This window comes from Ectothiorhodospira variabilis (assembly GCF_022227625.1).
GTDB classification, from domain to species: Bacteria; Pseudomonadota; Gammaproteobacteria; order Ectothiorhodospirales; family Ectothiorhodospiraceae; genus Ectothiorhodospira; species Ectothiorhodospira haloalkaliphila.
In genome coordinates this window covers 50,775-73,871 of sequence record NZ_JAJNAO010000004.1, presented here as the reverse complement: position 1 = coordinate 73,871, position 23,097 = coordinate 50,775, and the positions used below count along the sequence as shown (strand labels likewise).

Annotated in this window: 21 protein-coding genes; 16 read left to right on the top strand and 5 right to left on the bottom strand. The window is 64.0% G+C overall.

The genetic code is table 11. The annotated features are described in order from the left end of the window. Positions 1-51 precede the first annotated feature (51 nt). Both LPW30_RS06720 and LPW30_RS06715 read left to right on the top strand, forming a co-directional pair. The gene (locus tag LPW30_RS06720) at positions 52-825 is read left to right on the top strand and encodes a (Fe-S)-binding protein (RefSeq protein ID WP_025281560.1); all 774 of its coding nucleotides are present in this window, start codon (positions 52-54) and stop codon (positions 823-825) included. Beyond that, positions 822-2,924, top strand: a complete 2,103-nt coding sequence (locus LPW30_RS06715) for an LUD domain-containing protein (RefSeq protein ID WP_338018728.1) — start codon at positions 822-824, stop codon at positions 2,922-2,924. The genes LPW30_RS06720 and LPW30_RS06715 overlap by 4 nt, the downstream gene beginning before the upstream one ends. A 170-nt stretch (positions 2,925-3,094) precedes the next feature. Here the strand turns inward: LPW30_RS06715 and LPW30_RS06705 are convergent, their stop codons facing one another. Next, on the bottom strand, positions 3,095-5,842 hold the full coding sequence (locus LPW30_RS06705) for a cation-transporting P-type ATPase (RefSeq protein ID WP_239680386.1): 2,748 nt from the start codon (positions 5,840-5,842) through the stop codon (positions 3,095-3,097). A gap of 128 nt (positions 5,843-5,970) precedes the next feature. Between LPW30_RS06705 and LPW30_RS06700 the strand changes: the two genes are divergently transcribed. The 6 genes from LPW30_RS06700 to LPW30_RS06675 all read left to right on the top strand — a co-directional run bounded on the left by LPW30_RS06700 (position 5,971) and on the right by LPW30_RS06675 (position 10,243). Then, positions 5,971-6,354 (top strand): DUF6394 family protein, encoded by a 384-nt coding sequence (locus LPW30_RS06700; RefSeq protein WP_025282364.1) that lies wholly within the window; start codon positions 5,971-5,973, stop codon positions 6,352-6,354. Positions 6,355-6,388: 34 nt separating this feature from the next. Then, positions 6,389-8,104 carry a potassium channel family protein gene (locus LPW30_RS06695; RefSeq protein ID WP_239680385.1) on the top strand — a complete coding sequence of 572 codons (1,716 nt, stop codon included), beginning with the start codon at positions 6,389-6,391 and terminating at the stop codon, positions 8,102-8,104. 19 nt (positions 8,105-8,123) lie between these two features. Further along, positions 8,124-8,513 carry a YajD family HNH nuclease gene (locus tag LPW30_RS06690; RefSeq protein WP_025282362.1) on the top strand — a complete coding sequence of 130 codons (390 nt, stop codon included), beginning with the start codon at positions 8,124-8,126 and terminating at the stop codon, positions 8,511-8,513. 56 nt (positions 8,514-8,569) lie between these two features. After that, entirely contained in the window at positions 8,570-8,725 is a 156-nt protein-coding gene (locus tag LPW30_RS06685; RefSeq protein WP_239680384.1) for a hypothetical protein, read from the top strand. A 47-nt stretch (positions 8,726-8,772) separates the two neighbouring features. Beyond that, positions 8,773-9,690: a TIGR01777 family oxidoreductase gene (locus tag LPW30_RS06680; RefSeq protein ID WP_025282361.1), complete on the top strand. Its 918-nt coding sequence runs from the start codon at positions 8,773-8,775 to the stop codon at positions 9,688-9,690. 70 nt (positions 9,691-9,760) lie between these two features. Beyond that, on the top strand, positions 9,761-10,243 hold the full coding sequence (locus LPW30_RS06675; RefSeq protein ID WP_128571939.1) for a hypothetical protein: 483 nt from the start codon (positions 9,761-9,763) through the stop codon (positions 10,241-10,243). A 189-nt stretch (positions 10,244-10,432) separates the two neighbouring features. Here the strand turns inward: LPW30_RS06675 and LPW30_RS06670 are convergent, their stop codons facing one another. Both LPW30_RS06670 and LPW30_RS06665 read right to left on the bottom strand, forming a co-directional pair. Further along, positions 10,433-11,506: a lipoate--protein ligase gene (locus LPW30_RS06670; protein WP_238624246.1), complete on the bottom strand. Its 1,074-nt coding sequence runs from the start codon at positions 11,504-11,506 to the stop codon at positions 10,433-10,435. 61 nt (positions 11,507-11,567) lie between these two features. After that, positions 11,568-13,067, bottom strand: a complete 1,500-nt coding sequence (locus LPW30_RS06665; protein ID WP_239680383.1) for a fumarate hydratase — start codon at positions 13,065-13,067, stop codon at positions 11,568-11,570. A gap of 168 nt (positions 13,068-13,235) precedes the next feature. Here LPW30_RS06665 and dacB point away from each other — a divergent pair, with 168 nt between their 5' ends. From dacB to LPW30_RS06650, 3 genes are all read left to right on the top strand, one after another. Next, positions 13,236-14,630, top strand: coding sequence for a D-alanyl-D-alanine carboxypeptidase/D-alanyl-D-alanine endopeptidase (gene dacB, locus LPW30_RS06660; protein ID WP_238624247.1), 1,395 nt, complete (start codon positions 13,236-13,238; stop codon positions 14,628-14,630). A gap of 147 nt (positions 14,631-14,777) precedes the next feature. Further along, positions 14,778-15,062: a late competence development ComFB family protein gene (locus tag LPW30_RS06655; RefSeq protein WP_025282356.1), complete on the top strand. Its 285-nt coding sequence runs from the start codon at positions 14,778-14,780 to the stop codon at positions 15,060-15,062. Between the two features lie 13 nt (positions 15,063-15,075). After that, a complete protein-coding gene (locus LPW30_RS06650; RefSeq protein WP_420796950.1) occupies positions 15,076-17,268 on the top strand; it encodes a YgiQ family radical SAM protein in 2,193 nt (730 codons plus the stop codon). 153 nt (positions 17,269-17,421) lie between these two features. Here the strand turns inward: LPW30_RS06650 and LPW30_RS06645 are convergent, their stop codons facing one another. Next, positions 17,422-17,607, bottom strand: a complete 186-nt coding sequence (locus tag LPW30_RS06645) for a PLD nuclease N-terminal domain-containing protein (RefSeq protein ID WP_025282354.1) — start codon at positions 17,605-17,607, stop codon at positions 17,422-17,424. Positions 17,608-17,756: 149 nt separating this feature from the next. Here LPW30_RS06645 and LPW30_RS06640 point away from each other — a divergent pair, with 149 nt between their 5' ends. Together LPW30_RS06640 and LPW30_RS06635 are read left to right on the top strand one after the other, a co-directional pair. Further along, positions 17,757-17,957, top strand: coding sequence for a tautomerase family protein (locus LPW30_RS06640; RefSeq protein ID WP_025282353.1), 201 nt, complete (start codon positions 17,757-17,759; stop codon positions 17,955-17,957). A 15-nt stretch (positions 17,958-17,972) separates the two neighbouring features. Next, positions 17,973-18,182 (top strand): hypothetical protein, encoded by a 210-nt coding sequence (locus LPW30_RS06635; RefSeq protein ID WP_025282352.1) that lies wholly within the window; start codon positions 17,973-17,975, stop codon positions 18,180-18,182. A gap of 22 nt (positions 18,183-18,204) precedes the next feature. Here LPW30_RS06635 and LPW30_RS06630 read toward each other — a convergent pair whose 3' ends face one another. Further along, positions 18,205-18,999 carry a ParA family protein gene (locus tag LPW30_RS06630; RefSeq protein ID WP_025282351.1) on the bottom strand — a complete coding sequence of 265 codons (795 nt, stop codon included), beginning with the start codon at positions 18,997-18,999 and terminating at the stop codon, positions 18,205-18,207. Between the two features lie 196 nt (positions 19,000-19,195). Here LPW30_RS06630 and phoB point away from each other — a divergent pair, with 196 nt between their 5' ends. From phoB to LPW30_RS06615, 3 genes are all read left to right on the top strand, one after another. Further along, complete coding sequence (gene phoB, locus LPW30_RS06625) at positions 19,196-19,888, top strand: phosphate regulon transcriptional regulator PhoB (RefSeq protein WP_025282350.1); 693 nt, start codon at positions 19,196-19,198, stop codon at positions 19,886-19,888. A gap of 33 nt (positions 19,889-19,921) precedes the next feature. Further along, a complete protein-coding gene (gene phoR / locus LPW30_RS06620) occupies positions 19,922-21,250 on the top strand; it encodes a phosphate regulon sensor histidine kinase PhoR (protein ID WP_025282349.1) in 1,329 nt (442 codons plus the stop codon). 641 nt (positions 21,251-21,891) lie between these two features. Further along, positions 21,892-23,094 (top strand): Na/Pi cotransporter family protein, encoded by a 1,203-nt coding sequence (locus LPW30_RS06615; protein ID WP_239680382.1) that lies wholly within the window; start codon positions 21,892-21,894, stop codon positions 23,092-23,094. The last annotated feature ends 3 nt before the right edge of the window (positions 23,095-23,097 follow it).

Here is a 23,097-nt window from a genome sequence, read left to right as displayed (position 1 = left end):
TGGAGCGTCTATCCTTGGCAAAGCCTGCCCATTCATTTCGTGATGGCGACCATGACCGTGAATTCCCCCGCACAGCCCCATGTGGCCCTGTATGCCACGTGCCTGATGGACCTGTATCGCCCCAATGTGGGGTTCTCTGCCATCCAGTTACTGGAGTCGGCGGGCTGTCGGGTGAGTGTGCCGCGAGGCCAGACCTGCTGCGGACAGCCGGCCTACAACAGCGGTGATCGCGCCACCGCCCGGGCGTTGGCGCTGCGGGTGTTGAAGGAATTTGAGGGTTTTGACTACGTGGTGCTGCCCTCGGGCACCTGCGGCGCCATGATAGGTGCGTATCCTGAGCTGCTTTCCGATGACCCCGAGTTGCAGGTCCGGGCTCGGGACCTGGCGGACCGGACCTTTGAGCTGACGTCCTTTCTGGTGGATGTGATGGGGGTGACAGCGGTGAGTGCGCGTCTGGATGGTGTGGCCACCTATCACGATTCCTGCTCCGGGCTTCGCGAACTGGGGGTGCGGGATCAGCCGCGCCGCCTGCTGTCCACGGTGCAGGGCCTGGAGCTGAACGAGATGACCGACGCCCAGGTCTGCTGTGGGTTCGGGGGCCTGTTCAGCGTGAAATATCCTGAGATCTCCGGACGCATGGTGGCCGACAAGGGTCGGCGGGTGAGCGAGAGCGGTGCCCGGTTCCTGTTGGGCGGTGACCTGGGATGCCTGTTGAATATTGCCGGGCGGCTGCGCCATGAGGGCAGCCCGGTCCGGGTCTTTCATGTGGCGGAGGTGCTGGCCGGACGGGCAGATGGGCAGGCCATCGGGGAGGGCAGGGCATGAACACGTCCACGACAGATTTCAAGGCCCGGGTCCGGGTGGCACTGAACGATCGACATCTGGAGCAGGCACTGGGCCGCGCGCGAGACGGCTTCGTGCTCAAGCGCCGCAAGGCGGTGGATGCCCGTCCTGACTTCGAGGCCCTGCGCGACCAGGGGGTGGCCATCCGGGACCACACCCTGGATCACCTGGAAGATTACCTGGATCAGTTCATTCAGGCCTTCGAGGCCCAGGGTGGTCAGGTGCATCGGGCCGCCGACGCCGAGGAGGCTCGGCGCATTGTCCTGGATATCTGCGCGCAGGCGGGTGCCCGGCGCGTGACCAAGGGCAAGTCCATGGTGGCCGAGGAGGTGGGGCTCAACGAGGCCCTGGATGATGCCGGCTACGATCGGGTGGAGACCGACCTGGGTGAGTACATCATCCAGCTGGCCCATGAGACCCCCAGCCACATCATTGCGCCTGCGGTCCACAAGACCCGCGAGCAGATCACCGAACTCTTCCACGAACACCACCGGAAACTGGGTTTTGCCGAGCGGGTGACCAGTATCCCGGGCCTGGTGAACGAGGCCCGCAGTGTGCTGCGTGAGCGCTTCCTCACCGCCGATGTGGGCATCACCGGTGCCAACTTCCTGGTGGCCGAGAACGGCGCCAGTGTGATTGTCACCAACGAGGGCAACGGGGATCTGACCGCCACGTTGCCCCGGGTGCATGTTTCCGTGACGGGTATCGAAAGGGTAGTGCCCACGCTGGAGGACATGACAAACCTGCTGCGCCTGCTGGGCCGCAGTGCCACGGGACAGGTGATGACGAGCTACACCACCCTGTCCACCGGCCCACGCCGCGCCGATGACACGGATGGCCCGCTGGCCCATCACGTGGTGCTGGTGGACAACGGCCGCTCCGGGATGCTGGCAGATCCGCGTTACCGGGCCATGCTGCGCTGCATTCGTTGCGGGGCCTGTCTGAATCACTGTCCCGTGTATGGCGCCATCGGCGGTCATGCCTATGGATGGGTGTACCCCGGGCCCATGGGTTCGGTGCTCACCCCCCTGACCCGCGGCCTGGGCAGTGCCCAGGATCTCCCCCAGGCCTGCACGCTGAATGGTCATTGTGCCGAGGTGTGCCCGGTGAAGATTCCGTTGCCGGAACTGCTTCGGGGGCTGAGGGAGTATCAATTCGAGCAGCGGGTGATCGGTCGACGGCCCCGCTGGGCAGTGTGGCTATGGGGTCAGGTGGCCAGGCGGCCGGGGTTGTACCGCCCGGTGGCGCGATGGTCGGCGCGGACCCTGGGCTGGCTGGGGAGGGGGCAGGGTGTGCTCCAGCGTTTGCCCATGGCGTCCGGGTGGTTCAAGGGCGGGAGATATCTGCCGGTACCGGAGGGGCGCAGTTTTCTGGAGATGTTGGGCGGAGGAGATACCGTGCCCTCCACACCCCTCACCCCAACCCCTCTCCCCGGGGGGGAGAGGGGCTCTGGATCTGAGGCTGAGGGCTCCACCCATGATCTCCCTTCTCCTCTCGGGGGAGAATGGTCGGGGATGAGGGGCACGGGGAGCACAGTGCCTGAGTTTCCCCGCACCCCAACCTCTCTCCCGGGAGGGGAGAGAGACTTTGAAAGTGCGCTGGAGCAGGCCGCCGGCACCGTTGAATGGCTGGATCAGCCAGATGACATTCCCCGACAACTTGCCCGCGTCATGCAGCAACAGGGCCTTGATGGGCCGGTCGTCGTGGCCCCGGCGCTGGCTCACCTGGACTGGGCTGGCGCCGGACTGGCCCCCCGCTTCGGCCCCGCCCTGGGCGATGAAACCGTCGGCCTGAGTCAGGCGGTCTGTGGCGTGGCCGAGACGGGTACCCTGGTCCTTGCTTCAGGTGCAGATGACCCCACCACCATCAACTTCCTGCCTGAATACCACTTCGTGGTGCTGGCGTCAGCGAACGTGGTGGACCGCCTGGAGGATGCCTGGATGCGACTCCGGGAGCGGGATAAGCCCTGGCCACGAACCGTCAATCTCATCACCGGCCCCTCGCGCACCGCCGACGTTGAGCAGACCATCCAGCTCGGCGCCCACGGCCCCCGCAGCCTGAAGGTGTTCATGCTCAGCTAAGGGTTCAGCTACAGACACTCCCTCCTCCCCCACGGGTGGGAAGGGCTAGGGATGCGATAGGCACTGTAACGGCCATCGCCCCTCACCCCAACCCCTCTCCCCCGTGGGGAGAGGGGCTCGTGACGTATCTTTCTTCGTCTGGGGTGCATTACCACCTTGGTGCATGAGAGTTAGTCAGTGTTCACCCAGGGCAGCCGCCGCAACACCGTCTTCTCCAGTTCCACGATCACGAACACCACCAGACCAAACAGCAGGATGCGGGCCCAGTCTTCCCAGCCGATGGCCGTGGTGCCGAACAGGGTGTTCATCACCGGGGCATAGGTGAAAGCCAGTTGCAACAGCACCAGGATGCCGATGGCCAGCCACATGGCGCGGGACTGGAAGATCGCCCAACCGCGCAGCACCGGCTGATAGATCAGGCGCAGATTCAGCAGGTAGAAGGCCTGACCGGCCACCAGGGTGTTGATGGCCACGGTGCGCGCCAGTTCCTCGGAACTGCCCACCACCTCCTGCATCCACACGAAATGCCCAAAGGTGCCCAGCCACAGGAGCACCGCCACGAAAGGGATGCGCCAGAGCAGAAAGCCCGATAGCAACGGGGCATTGGGGTTGCGCGGTGGTCGCTTCATCACCCCCGGCTCACTGGGCTCGAAGGCGAGGGCCATGGCCAGCGTCACCGAGGTGACCATGTTCACCCACAGCACCTGCACCGGGGTGAGGGGCAAGGCCAGGCCCATGAGGATGGCCATCATGATGGTCATGGACTGCCCGGCATTGGTGGGCAGCATGTGCAGGATGGCCTTGCGGATGTTGTCGTACACCGTGCGACCTTCCTCCACCGCATGGGCGATGGAGGCGAAGTTGTCATCGGCCAGCACCATCTCCGAGGCCTCCTTGGCCGCCTCGGTGCCCTTGTGGCCCATGGCCACGCCCACATCGGCGCGCTTCAGGGCAGGGGCGTCGTTGACGCCATCCCCCGTCATGGCCACGATGCTGCCGCCGTGCTGCAGGGCCTGCACCAGTCGCAGCTTGTGCTCGGGGGTGGTGCGGGCGAACACGTCTGTCTTGTGGGCCGTCTCCCTGAGTTGTTCCGGCGTCAATTGATCCAGTTCGTGGCCGGCGATGGCGGTGGCCTTGTCCTTGTCCTTGCCGCCGATCCCCAGCAACCCGCCCACGGCCTGGGCCGTGATGAGATGATCGCCAGTGATCATCTTCACCCGGATGCCCGCCTCCAGGGATTGACCCACCGCCCGGATGGCTTCCTCCCGGGGCGGGTCGATGATGCCCAGGATGGCCAGCAGGGAAAATCCGCCAGCCTCCACCTGGCTGTAATTGAGGTCGTTCTGGTGCGGTCGGGCATCTCTCGCCGCCACGGCGAGCAGGCGCTCACCCCGGGCGGCCACTTCTTCCATGGCCTGCTCCCACCAGGCCCGCTCCAGTGGGCGTGCCCCATCGCGGGTCTGCTCATGCTCACACAACTCCAGCACGCGCTCCGGCGCACCCTTGAGGTAGATCACGCCCTGCCCGTCGTGATCTCGATGCAGGGTGGCCATGTACTTGTGATCCGACTCGAAGGGGATTACATCCACCCGGGGCATCTGTCCCTGTTCGGTCTGCGGGTCCATGCCGGCCTTGCGGGCCAGAACCACCAGGGAGCCCTCCGTGGGGTCCCCCTCCATCACCCAGTGACCTTCCTTTTCGAATACCTGGGCATCGTTGCAGAGCAGGCCCACCCTCAGGGCCTGGGCCAGCACCGGGTCGTCATCGGGATTGATGTCCTGGTCGTCCTCGGAAAACCCGCCCTGGGGCGCGTAGCCCACGCCATCCACCTCCACATGGCGTTCACGGCTGCGCAGTGAGGAGACGGTCATCTCGTTGCGGGTGAGGGTGCCGGTCTTGTCGGAACAGATGGTGGACACCGAGCCCAGGGTCTCCACCGCCGGCAGGCGCCGGATGATGGCATTGCGTCGGGCCATCTTCTGCACACCGATGGCCAGGGCGATGGTCAGGATGGCCGGCAGACCCTCGGGGATGGTGGAGACCGCCAGGCTGGCGGCGGCGAGGAACATCTCGTCCAGGGGGTAGCTGCGAACCCAGTAACCAAAGGCAAAGGTGGCTGCTGCGACCACGATGATGACACCCGCCAGCCAACGCCCGAACTGCTCCATCTGCCGTACCAGCGGCGTTTGCAGGCTGTCCACCTCGCCCAGCATGGTGGAGATGCGGCCCACCTCCGTGGTCTGCCCGGTGGCCACCACCAGGCCCCGCCCGCGACCAAAGGTGACCAGGGTGCCGGAGTAGGCCATGCAGAGGCGATCGCCCAGGGGGGCATCCTTCTCAACGGGTGGCACCGCCTTCTCCACCGGTACCGACTCTCCGGTGAGCACGGCCTCGTCGATGCGCAGGTTCTTGGCATTCAGCAATCGCAGGTCCGCCGGCACCTTGTCGCCCGCCTGCAAATAGACCACATCCCCGGGCACCAGGCTGCTGGCCTCCACCTCGCGGCGATGACCATCCCGCAGCACCAGGGCCCGGGGTGAGAGCATCTTGCGGATGGCGTCCAGAGCCTTTTCGGCCTTTCCCTCCTGCACGAAGCCAATCAGTGTATTGATCAGCACCACTGCCAGAATCACCCCGGTGTCCACCCAGTGGCCCAGCAGGGCGGTGCCCAGGGCAGCCACCATCAGGATATAGATCAGGATGTTGTGGAAGTGGCGGAAGAACCGAATCAACGGGCCGGCTTTTTCCGGCGGGCGCAGTTCGTTGGGGCCATATTGCTCCAGACGCTGTTCCGCCGCCTGTGCGGTCAAGCCATCGGCATGGGACTCCCAATGCCGGACCACCTTGTCGGGATCCTGGGCGTGCCAGGCCGGGCTCTCGTGGGTGTCATCTTCATTCTGCGGGGTGTTGGAATCCATCGGTACCGCTCCAATCTTCAAATATCCGGCAAGTGGTGATCATGCCCCTGGCATGTCGCATCTGCCGCTTGATCCCTTCAAGATTAACACCGAACATAGGGGCTCAAACCATCCCAAGGGACGCCCCGGTGAGCCTGGAAAAGGTCTTTTTTGGTTTCTTCATCCTGCTGGCACTGACCCTGAATTTCGGGTTCGTGCTGGGGGAGTTCGACAATCCCGATCATCACAATACCTACGAACTGCTCGCCGTGATCATCGTCAACCTGATCGCCACCGTTCTCAAGTTCGGGGACCGCACACAGACCGGGGCCCTGCTGCTGGCCAGTTCGCTGGTGGCGGACCTGCAGTTACTGGCGGCGGCCCTGGTATGGGCCTATGCCGTGCACGTGCATGCAGGGGGCATGGACGCCATGTTCATGGCCAGTATCGTCTCCCTGGCCGCTGGCGCGTTGCTGGCCAACATTGTTTCGGTGGTGCTGGTGATCATTGATACCGTGAACCTGCGGCGTTGATGGCCAACGGTTCCAGGCTCACGCCCACACGCCCATGAACAAGGTCCTTTTCCTCTTTCTGCGGCGCATGAGAACCCCGCTGCTGGTTCTCATCGGCGCCTACACCCTGGCCGGGCTCGGGTTGTTGCTGATCCCGGGGGTGGATGAGCACGGCGAGACCTGGCGCATGGACATCCTGCATGTGCTGTATTTTCTCAGCTACACAGCCACCACCACCGGTTTTGGAGAGGTCCCCCGTGATTTCAGTGAGGCCCAGCGACTGTGGGTGATGTTCTCCATTTACCTCACGATCATTGCCTGGCTGTATGCCATCGGCAAGATCCTCGCCCTGGTGCAGGAACCCGCATTCAGGCAGGCCGTCCGATATCAGGGCTTCGAGCGCCATGTCAGGCGCATGCAGGAGCCTTTCTATATTGTCTGCGGTTACGGGGATACCGGGTCCATGCTGGTGAAGGCCCTTGTGCACCGGGGGCAGCGGGCAGTGGTGATCGACTTGAATCTCGATCGCATCAATGACCTGGAACTCACGGATCTGAGCAGTCATGTGCCGGCCATGGTGGGGGATGCCAGCGTGTCCAGGCATCTGCGTACTGCCGGTCTGCGTCATCCCCTGTGCCAGGGCGTGCTGGCGGTCACGGATAACGACGATGCCAATCTGAAGATCGCCATCACCGTCAAGCTGCTCAATCCCACCCTGCCGGTGGTTTGCCGCGCCCACACCCGCGCCACCCGGGACAACATGGCCTCATTCGGCACGGATCATATCGTCAATCCCTTTGATGCCTTCGGCGAGCGCCTCACCCTGGCATTGCAGTCGCCGGGGCTGTACCTGTTGAGGGAATGGCTCACCAGCGTGCCGGATACGCCCCTGCAGCGGCCCGTGGAACCGCCCCGGGGCACCTGGATCCTGGTGGGGTTCGGTCGTCTGGGAGGGGCAGTGAAACAGGGCATGAAATCCCTGGGCATGGGTACCGTGGTGATCGAGGAACTCGCCGAGCGGGCGGATCCCGATGGCCCCAGCCTGCATGGTCGTGGCACGGAGGCCGACACGCTGCAGCAGGCGGGCGTTGCCAACGCGGTGGGTCTGCTGGCCGGCACCGATGAGGACACCAACAATCTTTCCTGCCTGATGACCGCCCGGGCCCTGAACCCCGATTTGTTCATCGTGGCCCGGCAGAACCACCACGATAACCGGGACATCTTCAGAGCCGCCAAACCGGACCTGATCATGCGCCCCAGCGAGATGATCGCCGAGGCCATTCTGGCGCACCTGAGCGCCCCCTTGCTGGCCCGCTTTCTGGAGTTGTCTCGGGAAAAGGACGACGACTGGGCCAACGAACTGCTGAGCCGGATCACCGGCGTCACCGATGAGGTGGTGCCCGAGGTCTGGCTGGTGAACGTGAACGACAAGTCAGCGCCGGCCCTGGTCCGGCTGCTCCAGGAGCAGTCCGTCACCCTGGGGGCGCTGCTGGATGCCACCCATGCATGGCGGGACTCTTTCAATTGCGTGCCCCTCATGCGGGTACGTGAGGGAGAAGCCTTGCTGACCCCCGGGCCCGAGACCGATATCCAGACGGGCGATCGGCTGCTGTTGTGCGGCCAGCCCCGGGTGGCGGATCGTTTTCATCACCTGCTGCGGGATGTTCAGGCCCTGCGCTACCTGGTGACGGGCTACAATCGGCCCGATGGCTGGGTGTGGCGCGCGGGCAGCGGGCGTGGCCGGCCCGGCACCACGGGCAACACGAATTGACGAGGACAAGACCATGGCAGTGAATTCATCCGGCGGTGGCCGCCTGGATCAGGTGGTCGCCAACAGCCACCGGGAACGCGAGGATCGGGAAAAGGGCTACCGGGCCAAGGCCCTGAAGATGTACCCCTGGGTCTGCGGTCGTTGCGGGCGCACCTTTGATCACAAGAACGTGCGCGAACTGACCGTCCACCATCGCGATCATAACCACGACAACAACCCGCCCGATGGCTCCAACTGGGAGTTGTTGTGCGTGTATTGTCACGATAACGAGCATCAGCGCCTCACCGAGGCCATGAGTGGTCATGGTGGCGGGCAGGGGGATGGTCCTGGCCAGGGGGCCACCCATAATCCCTTCGCCGCCCTCGGGGATCTGCTCAAGGGGCAGGGTGGGGGCAATCGCGGGGATTGACCCGGCCACGGGGCGCGGCGTAGCTTCAGACCATACCAGTTGAGGAGAGACAGACCATGGGTGAGGGTTCGGACATCAAGGCCCTTGAAGGCCTATTGATCGTTGCTGTGGTCGCTGCCTTTGGTATCTGGCAGTTCATCTCCCTGCGCCGCGATCGGGAAGAGCGAGAGCGCCGCAAGGACGAGAAGGCCCGGGAGAACAAGGACAAGTAACACCAGGGGGGCGCGGCTCCCCGCTGACCCAAGCACATGGAGGCTATATGAGAATACTCATCACCGGCGGGACCGGTTTCGTCGGTTCGCGGCTGATCGCCCGCATGCAGCCCCAGGGACACGAGTTCGTGGTGCTCACCCGCAATGCCGAGAAGGCCCGGCGCAAGCTGGGCATGGATACCTTCCGCATCATCGAATGGGACACCCGTTCTCCCATTCCCCCGGATGCCTTTCAGGGCGTTGAGGCCGCCGTGAACCTGGTGGGTGAGAGCATTGCCAGCAAGCGCTGGAGCGCCCAACAGAAAAAGAAGATCATCAACTCACGCGTGGAACCCACCCGCGCCCTGGTGGAGGGCATCAATGCGCATGCGCCCCAGTGCCGTGCCCTGGTGTCTGCTTCGGCCATTGGTTACTACCCGGTGAACCAGCCGGAGCCGCTGGAGGAGGAAAGCGAGCCCGCCGCCGGCTTCATGTCGGAGATCTGCCAGAAGTGGGAGGCGGAGGCCGAGCGTGTGAACGAGGGCACGCGGCTGGTCATCGTGCGCATCGGTGTGGTGCTGGGACGGGGGGGTGGTGTGATCGGCCGTCTCATGCCCATCTTCAAGGCCGGGCTGGGTGGGCCGGTCTCCGATGGTTCCCAGATGATGAGCTGGATCCATGTGGATGACCTGGCCGGGATTCTCTCCCGGGCCCTCAAGGAGGATTCGATGCGCGGGGTCTACAACGCCGTGGCTCCCCATCCGGTGACCAATCGGGAGTTCTCCAAGGCTTTTGCCAAGGCCCTGGGCCGTCCGGCCCTGCTGCCTGCTCCGGCCTTCATGCTGCGGGCCACCATGGGAGAAATGGCGGATATCGTTCTGGATTCCCAGGCCATTTCCGGGCGCAAGGTGCAGGAGGAGGGCGGCTACAGTTTCCTGTATCCGCGCATTGAACACGCCATGAATGAGATCGCCGGTCGCTCATGATGCTGGAAGGTATCGACGTTTCGTCCCGGCCCGGCCGGGTGATCCTGATCTGTGAGGGAATTCTTCGTTCATGGTAATTCGTCACCCCGACCCCATGGCCATGTTGCTGCAGGCCATGCCCATCGTGGCCATGGTGGTGTATGGCACGATCTATCTGCGCCAGTTCCTGGATGGCTACCCCCCTCCGTTGGCCAATCTCGCCATCCTGATCGCCTTGGGCGGCATGTCTTTCTATGCCCTGTGGCGCCTGTCGCCCTTCACCCTGTACCGGTTCCGGCATTCGCCGGCCCATGTGGCCATCGAGAAGCAGCGACTTGTCGGTCGTAACCCGTTGCTGGAGCATGACCTCTCCCGTGTGCAGCGCATCAGCATCGAGCGCTATCCCTTCAACCGGGGTTATCGTTACGTGGTCTGCATGCACCTGGCGGACGGTCGCCGCATTGTGGAAGGCATGCCGGACGCGCCGAGACCCGAGCCCATCTATGATTTCGCGGTGCGCGTGGCTCGGTTCTACGGCGTCGCCGAAGGGCCCGGGGGCCCCCCGGAAGAGTAGAGTAAAGGGCGGGCGTTTTGTTTGCCCCGGCCCAGCAGGTTCCGTTTCTCCACGGTGAGTCGTTTTTGCGGGAGCGGGCCTGCCCGCGAAGGGGGGATTGCCATGCGCGTTGTCTTCGGCATGGGCTTCGCGGCCGAGGGCCGCTCCCACGGGCGAGCATGGTAAGCGGGGATTGGAAAATTCCCTTTGTCAGCTGCCCCGGAAGGCGGCGGTGATGGCGGTGGCGATATCCACGTGGGTGACGCCGGGGATGTCCAGGGCCACATCGGTCATGGCCTGCTGGGTGGCGCCCTGGAGTGAGTCCTGAGTGAGGGGTACGCCCTTGAGGGCGTCGGCCAGGCGCTGCATGCCGTCCTCCGGGAAGACTGTGAAATCGCCGCTCAGGGACAGGTCCACGATGTGGTCGTCCTTGGCCAGCAGACGGCTGCGGATCAAGCCGCCGGGGGCCTTGAAGGCGCCTTCGGCCAGGTGGGTGTCGGCGGAGATCTTTACGCCCCGCTCGATGAATCGACGCCCCTTCTGGTAGGTCCACTCGGGGTCCTGCAATTCCCTTTCCTGCCTGGCAATGGCCGCCTCCTCGTCCTGCGTGGCCTGATCCATCACCGGGTCCACCTGCAGATGGATGGCCAGTTCCTCCATGAAGGTCTTGATCACCGTCTCCCGTGAGGGGGGCGTGTCCAGTTCCCGGGTGAGGGTGGTGATGTAGTCGGACATGCCGGCCCGCAGCTTGTCGCGGAACTTCTCCGAGGGCACCTTCAGGCACCGGGACATGGTATCCACGTCGAAATCGAACATGAAACTGCCCACCATGAGGGTGGCATCCCCGATGGAGGCGGCGCCGGTGCCGCCGATCTTGCGACCGTCCACATGGATGTCGTTCACCGGGCGAAAGATCGCCTGCACGCCCAGTCGGTGATAGGTCTGGATCACCGGCTCAATGAAATGTGAATAGATGTCGCTGACCCGCCGTGGGGCCTTCTCGGCGGGGTAGATGAAGTGGAAGAAGAGTTGATTCTGGTCCAGAAACACGGCTCCGCCGCCCACATGGCGACGGATGATCGGCAGTTGATGCTCCCGACAGTAGTCCTCGTCCACCTCGAGGGTCACGTCCTGATGCAGACCCACGCAGACATAGGGTGATGAGGGATTCACCAGGGTGAGCACCGGCGTGTCGCCGGGTTGCATATGGTGGGCAATGCCGTGATACACCGCTTGGGATCGCAGGGCGGGCTGGGATCCAAAGTCGAGCACTCGAAGCTGCATGGGGCGTGTCCTTCCGGGTTGTGATCGGTGTGCGTTGGATTTGGTGTCGGCATCCGGCCCGTCAGGCCTGCTCGATCCGGATGCGCCACTCCTTGGGACCGGTTTCATGCACGGAGGTGCCCTGGCTGTCCACGGCCACGGTGACCGGCATGTCCTTGACCTCGAACTCGTAGATGGCCTCCATGCCCAGATCCTCGAAGGCCACCACCCGGGAGGCCTTGATGGCCTTGGACACCAGGTAGGCGGCACCGCCCACGGCCATCAGGTACACGGCCTTGTTGTCACGGATGGCCTCCACGGCGGTGGGGCCGCGCTCGGCCTTGCCCACCATGCCCAGAAGTCCGGTCTGCTCCAGCATCTGGCGGGTGAACTTGTCCATGCGTGTGGCGGTGGTGGGGCCGGCCGGACCCATCACCTCGTCGCGTACCGGGTCGACGGGGCCCACGTAGTAGATGAAGCGGTTGGTGAAATCCACCGGCAGGGTTTCTCCTGCATCCAGCATCTGGGTGAGACGCTTGTGGGCGGCGTCCCGTCCGGTGAGCAGGCGGCCATTGAGCAGCAGCACATCACCCGGCTGCCAGCTGGCCACGTCTTCGGGGGTGATGCTGTCCAGATCAACGCGCTTGCCTTTGCTGGGGTCGTAATCCAGTTCCGGCCAGTCTTCCAGGGCGGGTGGGGTGAGTTGTGCCGGACCGCTGCCGTCCAGGTGGAAGTGCACATGACGGGTGGCCGCGCAGTTGGGGATCATGGCCACGGGGAGGGAGGCGGCGTGGGTGGGGTAGTCCAGGATCTTCACGTCCACCACGGTGGTCAGACCCCCCAGACCCTGGGCGCCGATGCCCAGGGCGTTCACCTTCTCATAGAGCTCCAGGCGCAGCTCCTCCACCCGGTTGGCCGGCCCGCGGGCCTGAAGCTCCTGGACATCCACGGGGGCCATCAGCGATTCCTTGGCCATGAGCATGGCCTTCTCCGGCGTGCCGCCGATGCCCAGACCCAGAATCCCCGGCGGACACCAGCCGGCGCCCATGGTGGGGACGGTCTTGAGCACCCAGTCGACGATGGAGTCGGAAGGGTTGAGCATGGCCACCTTGGCCTTGTTCTCGGAGCCGCCCCCCTTGGCAGCGCAGATCACCTCCAGGTGATCGCCGGGCACCGTCTCCATGTGCACCACGGCCGGGGTGTTGTCCTTCGAGTTGCGGCGCTCGCCGGCGGGATCCAGCAGCACCGAGGCGCGCAGGGTGTTGTCGGGATCGGTATAGGCGCGGCGCACGCCCTCATCCACCATTTCCTGAACACTCATCGTCGCCTCCCAGCGCACGTTCATCCCGATCTTGAGGAACACCAGGGCAATGCCGGTGTCCTGACAGATGGGGCGGTGTCCCTGGGCGCACATCCGGGAGTTCACCAGGATCTGGGCCATGGCGTCTTTCGCCGCGGGGGACTGTTCACGCTCGTAGGCCTGGGTGAGGGCCTGGATGTAATCCTTGGGATGGTAATAGCTGATGAACTGGAAGGCGTCTGCAATGCTCTGGATCAGGTCTTCCTGGCGGATGACGGACATGCAATGGCTCCGGCGGTATGACGATGGGCGGTATGACGACGGTTGGTAACCCACCATCTTACTGAGTTCGCGGTCGGAGTAGAATAATGACCTCAAGAACCTTCCACTTCCATTGCACCCATGGCCATCATGATCCCCGCGAGATCCCATCTCCTTTTTCGACTGTCAGTGTTGCTGCTGATGATGGCCCTGGGGTCATCAACCGCCTCTGCCGGTCTGCCTCATGCCATTGTCCAGGTGCTGGAACGCCACGGCGTGCCCCAGGACGCGGTCAGCCTCTGGGTGCAGCCTCCGGGGGCATCCCCCACGATCGCCCATCGGGTGGATGTGCCGCGTAACCCGGCCTCCACCATGAAGCTGGTCACCACCCTGGCGGCCCTGGATATCCTGGGCCCCGCGCATCGCTGGGAGACTCGCCTGCACACCTTTGCGCCGGTGGAAAATGGTGTGCTCAAGGGCGATCTTTACGTGCTTGGCGGCGGCGATCCCTTTCTGGTGACCGAGCAGGTGTGGAAGCTGGCAGGGGCCCTCAGGCGCAGCGGCATCGAGCGCATCGAAGGGGATCTGGTCTTTGATCTCAGTCATTACGATGTGGCCCCGGAAGATCCGGGTGAGTTCGATGGCCAGGCCTTCCGGGCCTACAATCAGCCGCCTCATGCCCTGCTGATGAATTTCAATGCCGTCCGTTTCGAGTTTCGTCCTGCGGAGGATGGTCGTTCGGTGCAGGTGACCACCGACCCCCCGCTGTCGCGTTTGCAACTGGATAACCGCCTGCGCCTGGCAGCGGGGCCCTGCGAGGGGTATCAGCGCGGCGTGGCCTATCACGTGGAGGATGCGGGTCGCGTGCGCCTGGAGGGGAGCTTCCCCCGGGGGTGCGATCAGTACAGCCTGCTGCGCACGGCCCTGGCTCCCGAGGCCTATGCCCACGGCCTGTTCAGCGAACTCTGGGAGCAATGGGGCGGGACGCTTGATGGCAACTGGCGTGTTGGCACGCTACCGCACAAGGATGCCAAGCCCCGGGTGGTGCATGAATCCCCTCCCTTGGGTGACCTGATTCGTCTGATCAACAAGTACAGCAACAATGTCATGACCCGGCAGCTCAAGCTGGCCCTGGGGGTGGCGGTGTACGAGGGTCCGGCCACCGTGGACAAGGGGCATGCGGCCATCCGGGCCATGCTGGCCCGCAACGGGGTGGATACCCTGGGCCTGGAGCTGGACAACGCCGCCGGTCTCTCGCGCAGCAACCGCATCACCGCCCGGCAGCTGGCTCAGGTGCTGCAAGTGGGTCGAAACAGCCCCTATATGCCCGAATATCTGTCCTCCCTGGCCGTTTCCGGCGAGGATGGCACCTTGCGCCGGCGCTTCGTGGATGCCCCAGGGGCGGGGGACATGCGCATGAAGACCGGGTATCTCAATGGGGTCTCTGCGGTGGCCGGTTACCTGCGCACCGCCCGGGGAGAGGACCGCATCGTGGTGCTCATGATCAATCACCCCGGGTTGCAGCACTGGCGGGGCACCCGGATACAGGATGGGATTCTCGACTGGCTGCATGCCAACGGATGACGATTGGCCCCGCATCGTGCAGTCAAACGGCTCAAGTCCTGTCAGAATACAAGACAGGTACCGCTGGGTTTTGAGAGATGGATGGGCCAAGAGACTCGATGTCTCGACAGAGACCGTGGCTTGAACGACGTTTCGAGGAGCGAACGCATGATCGGCAACATACAGAACTACTACGAACACCTGGTTTACGACCGGATTCGCCATGTGCTGCTGGAGCTTGGGGATGCCCTGGACACCACCCACATGGACGATCTGGCCTGCGTGGCCCTCAACCGGCTGCCGCCGCGGTATGTGCGTTTTTCCGTGGATCTGACCACGCGGCTCACCGACGAGGACTGGGAGCTGATCAGCTCCCAGGTGAACGAGGCGGTGGATTACGCCATGCGCACCACCGGGCGGCGCCAGGAGATCCGTCTGGGCGAGGACGAGTGAAGCCCATTTGTCCATGATGTCGCTGACCGCACCGCCCAAACCGCTGTTCTCCCATCGGCCCTACTGGGCTGCGCGTTTCGGCGTGGCCCCCTTTCTGCCCATGTCCCGTGCCGAAATGGACGAACTGGGCTGGGATAGCTGCGACGTGATCCTGGTCACCGGCGATGCCTATGTGGATCATCCCAGCTTCGGCGTGGCCATCATCGGTCGGCTGCTGGAGGCCCAGGGGTTTCGGGTGGGCGTGATCGCCCAGCCCGACTGGCGCTCCGCCGACCCTTTCAAGGCCCTGGGACCGCCGAACCTGTTCTTTGGCATCACCGCGGGCAACATGGATTCCATGGTGAACCGCTACACCGCCGACCGCCGCATTCGCCGCAACGATGCCTACAGCCCCGATGACGAGGGCGGGCGACGCCCGGACCGGGCGGTGATCGTCTACAGCCAGCGGGTACGCGAGGCCTATCGGGATGTGCCCATCATCATCGGCGGCATCGAGGCCAGCCTGCGGCGGGTGGCCCATTACGATTACTGGTCCGACAAGGTGCGTCGCTCGGTGCTGCTGGACTCCAAGGCGGATCTGCTGCTGTATGGCAATGCCGAGCGGGCCCTGGTGGAGGCGGCGCATCGCATTGCCGGCGGCGAACATCCGCGCAGCCTCCGGGATCTGCGGGGTACTGCGTTTCTCAGTGATGGCCTGCTGGATGGCTGGCAGGAACTGGATTCCACCCTGCTGGACCGGCCCGGCCCGGTGGATCGCCATCGCGATCCCTACTGCGAGGACATCCCGGAACATTGTGGCCCTGGACAGGCCGTGGCCTGGCGGGCGGGCACCGGTGCCCAGGTGGTGCGGGTGCAGCGTCGGGCGGTGGCCGCCCATCCGCGGGAGAGCACCGTCATCCGTCTGCCCCAGTGGGATGCGGTCACGGACGATCCGGCCCTGTACGCCCATGCGGCCCGCCTGCTGCACCTGGAGACCAATCCGGGCAACGCCCGCGCCCTGGTCCAGGGGCATGGGGATCGGGATCTGTGGGTCAATCCGCCCCCCATTCCGCTGACCACGGCGGAGCTGGATACCCTGTTCGATCTGCCCTTCGCCCGGGCTCCGCATCCCGCCTACCGGGGGGCGCGCATCCCCGCCTGGGAGATGATCCGCTTCTCCGTCAACATCATGCGGGGTTGCTTTGGCGGCTGCACCTTCTGCTCCATCACCGAGCACGAGGGGCGCATCATCCAGTCCCGCTCCGAGGACTCCATCGTCCGCGAGGTGGACGAGATCCGTGACCGGGTGGAGGGATTCACCGGCATCATCTCCGACCTGGGTGGACCCACGGCCAACATGTATCAGCTGGGCTGCAAGGACAAGGCCATCGAGGCCCGATGCCGGCGCCTGTCCTGCGTCTACCCGCGCATCTGCTCCAATCTGAACACGGATCACGGTCCCCTGATCAGCCTGTATCGCCGCATTCGTCAGCGCCCTGGCGTGAAGAAGGTCCTGGTGGCCTCGGGGGTGCGATACGACCTGGCGGTGCTTTCCAAGGAGTACGTGAAGGAACTGGTCACCCATCACGTGGGCGGTTATCTCAAGATTGCCCCGGAACACACCGAGAGTGGCCCCCTGTCCAAGATGATGAAACCGGGCATGGATGTCTACGAGCGTTTCAAGGCCCTGTTCGATCACTACACCCGGGAGGCGGGCAAGGAGCAGTACCTGGTGCCGTACTTCATTGCCGCCCACCCGGGCACCACGGACCAGGACATGCTGCACCTGGCTGTGTGGCTCAAGCGCAACGGCTTTCGTCCGGACCAGGTGCAGGGCTTTCTCCCTGGCCCCATGGCCCTGGCCACCACCATGTATCACACGGGCAAAAACCCCCTCAAACCCATTCGCCGTGAGGGAGGAGAGGTGGTCAGCAATGCCCGTGGCCTGCGCCAGCGACGGCTGCACAAGGCCTTTTTGCGATACCACGACCCGGAAAACTGGCCGCTGTTGCGCAAGGCCCTGCAGGACATGGGTCGAGCGGACCTCATCGGCAATGGCAAGCGTCACCTGGTGCCCCGCTATCAGCCGGAGGGTACGGGGCAGTCGGGGGAGGGTCGGCGTCGTGGCAGTGGTGTGACGCCCGCTCGGAAGGGCCAGCCCAAGGCCTCAGGGCGCCCTGCAGCAGGCAGAGGTCGCGGGCAGGCTGGACGAACAAGGCGCCGGTAGGGGATGAAACTCCCTCCTCCCTGGACGGCCCTCACCCCAATCCCTCTCCCGCCAGCGGGAGAGGGGCTAAATGCTCCTTTCTACCCTCCAGACTCCACCATGCGGTGGGAAGAAGGGTCGGGCATAGGGCCAGGTGAGGGATGACTCAGGCGGTCAGCGCCCCGCCTTCGGCCCCAGCAGCAGCCAGAGGATGAAGCCGATCAGCGGCAGCAGGACAATCAACACGATCCACAGGACCTTGGTTCCGGTTCCTGCGCGGCTTTGAACGGTACTCACGATTGCCCAGATCACCGCGATCAGCAGTACGAGACCCAGCAGGCCACCCACTTCGATGCCCATGATGTCACTCCTTGTTGTGTTCAGGTAGGTTCGGTTTGGTACTCTCTCAACACGCTCAACATACAGGCAGAGCACCGAACGTGACCACCCCCGAGCGCCGGGGGCGACACGGAGGCTTTCCCATCATGCCCACCCTGGAGTCCTGATTCATGCCCTATGTCAACATCAAGATCACCCGCGAAGGAGCGACCCCCGAGCAGAAGGCGGAACTCATCCGCGGCGCCACGCAGTTGCTGGTGGATGTGCTGGACAAGAACCCCAACACCACCGTGGTGGTGATCGACGAGGTGGAGACGGACAACTGGGGCGTGGGGGGTGAGACCATCACCGTGCGCCGCCAACGGGAATAAGGGGGAAGAACACCGATGACACGACGCAAGAAGACCGACACGGGCCTGGTGGTGATCGGCCTGCTGCTCCTGGGCGTGGGCGGCTTCGCCCTGTTTGGCGGCGAGATCTGGATCAGTCGTCTCACGGTGGGTGAGGGGCAGGGGATCGGCGGTACGGCGGCCCTGGTGATCGGCGGGATCTTCATCGGCCTGGGGCTTTACTTCCTCAAGGAGTCCCGCAAATAGGGCAGGGCCCCTGGCGCCCGCCTCAGGCGGGCTCCACGGCCTCGCCGTTCAGTAGCCGATAGAGGGCCACGTATTCCCCGGTAAGCTTGTGATTGGGGGCCATGTGGATCAGCGGCTGGGCCGCCTGATGGGATTCACGCACCTTCACCGAGGCGGAGAGATAACTGCCCAGCACCGGCAGGTTCTCGGTGATGAGTTCGTCCACCACCGCCCGGGGAAGGTTCGCGTTGGACTGGAACTGATTGACGATGATCCCTTCCACCATCAGTTGCTCGTTGTGATCCTCCTGGATCTCGCGCACGTTATCCAACAGTTCATACAGGGCGCGCCGGGAAAAATCGTCGCAATCGAAGGGGATCAGGCAGCGATCCGCTGCAATCAGGGCAGATCGCGTAAAGAAGTTCAGGGCCGGTGGGGTGTCGATGAAGACCGCGTCGTAGCGATCGGCAATCCCCTGCAGGGCATCGCGCAGCTTGTAGATCTTGTAGCGGGATTCCAGCTTGCCCTGGAGGTTCTCCAGTTCCCGGTTGGCCGGTACGATGTGCAGTTCCTCAAAGGGGGTCTGCAAGGGGATCAGGTCCACCGGCTTGCGTGACTTGAAGCTGAAACCGCCACCGAGGGTGCCGGCGAAGAAGTCCACTACCGTGTGTTCGCATTCGGTAAAGGCAGGCCCCAGCAGATACTGGCTGGAGTTGCCCTGGGGGTCCAGGTCCACCACCAGGGTGCGCAGGCCGTAAGCGGCGCTGATGGCCGCCAGGTTGCAGGTGATGGTGGACTTACCCACCCCGCCTTTTTGGTTGAATATGACGCGTCTCATGACCTACTCCAAAGCCGGATACCCGGGCCGCAGGTGTGCGGCAGCCTGATAGTGTATTCAATGCAGGCGGGGCAGGTCGAGTCAGGGCGTGAACTTGCACTGAAACCGGATCTTCATCGGTCCGTCATCTTGTCACCAACATGTAACAAAGATCCGCTCTAATGGCGCTCATCAAGTTGACCGTGGATCGCAGACCATGAATGAAAAGACCATCCTGGTCGTGGAAGATGAGCCGGCCATCCGTGAAATGGTCGGCTTCGCGCTGACCCGTGCCGGATTCCAGATGGACGAGGCCGGTGATGCGCACGAGGCGCATGCCCGTCTGGCGGATCGGGTGCCGGATCTGATCGTGGTGGATTGGATGCTCCCCGGTGTGAGCGGCATCGAACTGGCCCGCCGCCTCAAGCGAGAGGACTACACCCGCGAGGTGCCCATCATCATGCTCACCGCCCGTGGCGAGGAGGACGACAAGGTGGGTGCACTTGATGCGGGTATCGATGACTACATCACCAAACCCTTTTCGCCCCGGGAACTGGTGGCCCGGATCAAGGCGGTGCTGCGTCGCAGCCTGCCGGAAGAGCAGGCCAAGCCCCTGAGCGTTGACGGGCTCACGCTGGACCCCGCCAGTCACCGGGTGATGGCGAACGACAAGCCCCTGGAGATTGGTCCCACCGAGTTCCGCCTGCTGCATTTCTTCATGACGCACCCCGAGCGGGTCTATTCGCGCTCGCAACTTCTGGATCGGGTGTGGGGCCGCAATACCTACGTGGAGGAGCGTACCGTGGATGTTCACATCCTTCGGTTGCGAAAGGCCCTGAGCCCACATGGCTGTGATCGCTATGTGCAAACGGTGCGCGGCGCCGGTTACCGCTTCTCCCAGCAGGGGTGACGGTTTAGTGCCCGTGATGCATGGAGCGATGTCATGATCCGCGATCCCCATCCATGGAAACTGGAGGCGTGGCGGTTTGGCGCCGTGCTGACGGCCGGGGCGATGATTGGCTGGTGGGTCGGCCATGTGTTTGCCACCCTGTTCCTGGCAGTGCTTGGTTTCCTGGGCTGGCATGTCTTCCAGTTGTGGCGGTTCCACCGCTGGGTGCGCCTGGGCAAGCGCAGTGATCCGCCGGATACCTCCGGGATCTGGCATGACCTCACCTATGATCTTTACCGCCTGCACCAGCGCAGCCGCAAGCGCAAGAAGAAGATCGCCAGGCTGCTCAATCGTTTCCATGAGTCCAGCGCGGCCGTGCCCGATGCCACCGTGATCCTGGGCAAGCGCTATGAGATCGAATGGTTCAACGAGGCTGCCGGAGAGTTGCTGAGGCTGCAGCAACCCGGGGACGTGGGACGACCCATCACGCATCTGCTGCGGGAGCCCCGTTTCATTGCCTATCTGGAAGGGGGCGTTTACACCCAGTCCCTGGAGATGCCGCGCCTGCCTGACCGGCAGGTACAGCTTTCGGCTCGCGTCGTGGCCTATGGTGATGGGCAGTTACTGTTGACAGTGCGGGATGTCACGCGCATCCATCGCCTGGAGTCCATGCGCCGGGACTTCGTGGCCAACGTCTCCCATGAGTTGCGCACGCCGCTCACGGTGATCGCCGGGTATGTGGAAACCCTGGTGGACGACCCGACGCTGGCCCCGGAGGTGCATCGCACCCTGCAATCCGTGGAAACCCAGGCGGAGCGGATGCGCCGGATCATCGACGATCTGCTCACGCTTTCACACCTGGAGACCCGGGAGGATACCGTGGCCGAGCAGACGGCGGTGCCGGTGCCGGCCTTGATCGGGGCCATCGAGGAAGATGCCCACATGCTGGTGGCGGAGCGGGACCTGACCGTCCATGTGGAGGTCGAGGCCGGGCTGTGGCTGCGCGGTGCCCGCAGTGAGTTGCAGAGTGCCTTTTCCAATCTGGTGACCAATGCCATCCGCTACACTCCCGATGGCGGCACCATCACCCTGCGCTGGTTTGCCGACGCCGAGGGCGCCCGCTTCCAGGTGGAAGACACCGGCATCGGCATCCCCCAAGGGCAGATTTCCCGTGTCACCGAGCGTTTCTACCGCGTGGAGTCGGATCGCAGCCGAGCCAGCGGCGGTACGGGCCTGGGACTGGCCATCGTCAAGCACGTGCTGCAAAGGCACGGCGCCACCCTCCACATCCAGAGCATCCCCGACCAGGGCAGCACCTTCACCTGCCACTTCCCCCTCAACCGCACGCTCCAAAAACCCCCATCCAGCAACACCCTGTCATGAGTGCAGCCCTTCCCTTGTAACTGGCCTCCCTGTGGGAGGAGGACTCTCTGTGGGATGAGGCCTCTCTGTGGGATGAGGCCTCTCTGTGGGAGCGGGCCTTGCCCGCGAAAGCGGCAGCCACATGGCAGGGCGCTGCTACCGCAGCGCTTCGCCGGCAAGGCCGGCTCCCACAGGCCGGCCCCCACAGGCCAGCTCCCACAAGCCAGCTCCCACAAGCCAGCTCCCACAAGACAGCTCCCACAAGACAGCTCCCACAAGACAGCTCCCATAGGCCGGCCCCCACAAGCCAGCTCCCACGGTGCCCGGCCTGACCTCACAGTTCGGCACAAAAACCACACTCGACTCCCTCCCGCCGTGACACTTCCGTTACAATGCCGGCCAGATCCGGATTCAGACGCCAGGCTGCCTAAAACATGCACCTTCCCGACGCCTCGGAGACCCTTTCATGCCGCGAGTTCCAGCATCTGCGGGCCTTGATTCCCACCTCATCCAGGATCCACATCATCAGTCCATGACATGACGCCGGCATCGTCCGACAGTCATCGCGTGTCAGGCCCTCGCCATTCGCCGCCGCCTCAGCGCCCGCAGCGTTTCGCATGCCTTTCCGACCCTACGGAAATCGTGGATTTAGGAAACTCCAGATGTTCAAGAAACACACTCTCTTTCCGGATACGCCTGCCTTGACCCGCACGCCACAACGGGAAGTTCCCGCCTGGATGCGCGGGATCTATGCCGGGATCTGCCTTTATCTGTTCCTGGCGGCGTTGAACGTCCTGGGAAGCGGCATGGGCACCTTCGGCGGCGAGAGCGACTTCCTCGAGCGGGCCTTTGCCTACGGGGAAAACCCTTTCATCGCCCTGCTGGCCGGGGTGCTGGTCACCATGATCGTGCAGAGCTCCTCGTTCACCTCGGCGCTCATCGTGACCCTGGTGGCTACCGGCGAGATGTCGCTGGGCACCGGGGTCTTTGCCATCATGGGGGCCAATATCGGCACCGCCGTCACCGGCGTGATCGTGGCCCTGGCCAACATTCGCATCCGCCGGAATTTTCGCCGCTCCTTCACTGCCGCGCTGCTCCATGACTTCTTCAACATCCTCACCGTCATGGTCATCTTCCCCGTGGAATGGATCACCGGCTGGTTTCATGAAACCGGCCGTGGCATCTTCACTCAGGCGGCGGCCTGGCTGAGCGGTGTGATCGGTCTGGAAGAGGTGGCCCGCCCCGATAGTCCGGTCAAGGTGATCACCGCGCCGGTGGTCAACACCGTGGATTTCATTGGCGCGAGCATGACCTCCACCGCCACCAGCGAGGGACTGGTGGTGGCGGCACTGGGGCTGGTCTTGATGTTCATCGCCCTGATCCTTATGGTCAAGAATCTGCGGGGTGCCCTGCTGCGCCACGTGGACGGGCTGTTCCGCAATTATTTCTTCCGCACCGATCCACGGGCCTACAGCGTCGGGCTGGTGTCCACCGTGCTGGTGCAGTCCAGTACCATCACCAGCAGTCTGATGGTGCCTCTGGCGGGGGCCGGGGTGGTGCGCATCCGCCGCGTGCTGCCATTCATGATGGGCGCCAACCTGGGCACCACGGTCACCAGTGTGCTGGCGGCCACCGCCAACCCCATGGCCGCAGCCATGACGGTGGCTTTGTTCCATGTGATGTTCAATCTCACGGGCACCGCCATCTGGTATCCGCTGCGACGCATCCCCTTGCGGGTGGCCATCTGGTACGGTGGATTGGCCGGTCGTAAACCCAGTTACGCGTTCCTGTTCCTTTTTGGCGTATTCTTGATCATTCCCCTGGTGGGTATCGGTGCCACGGAATTGTTCCTGAGCTTGCGCTGATCC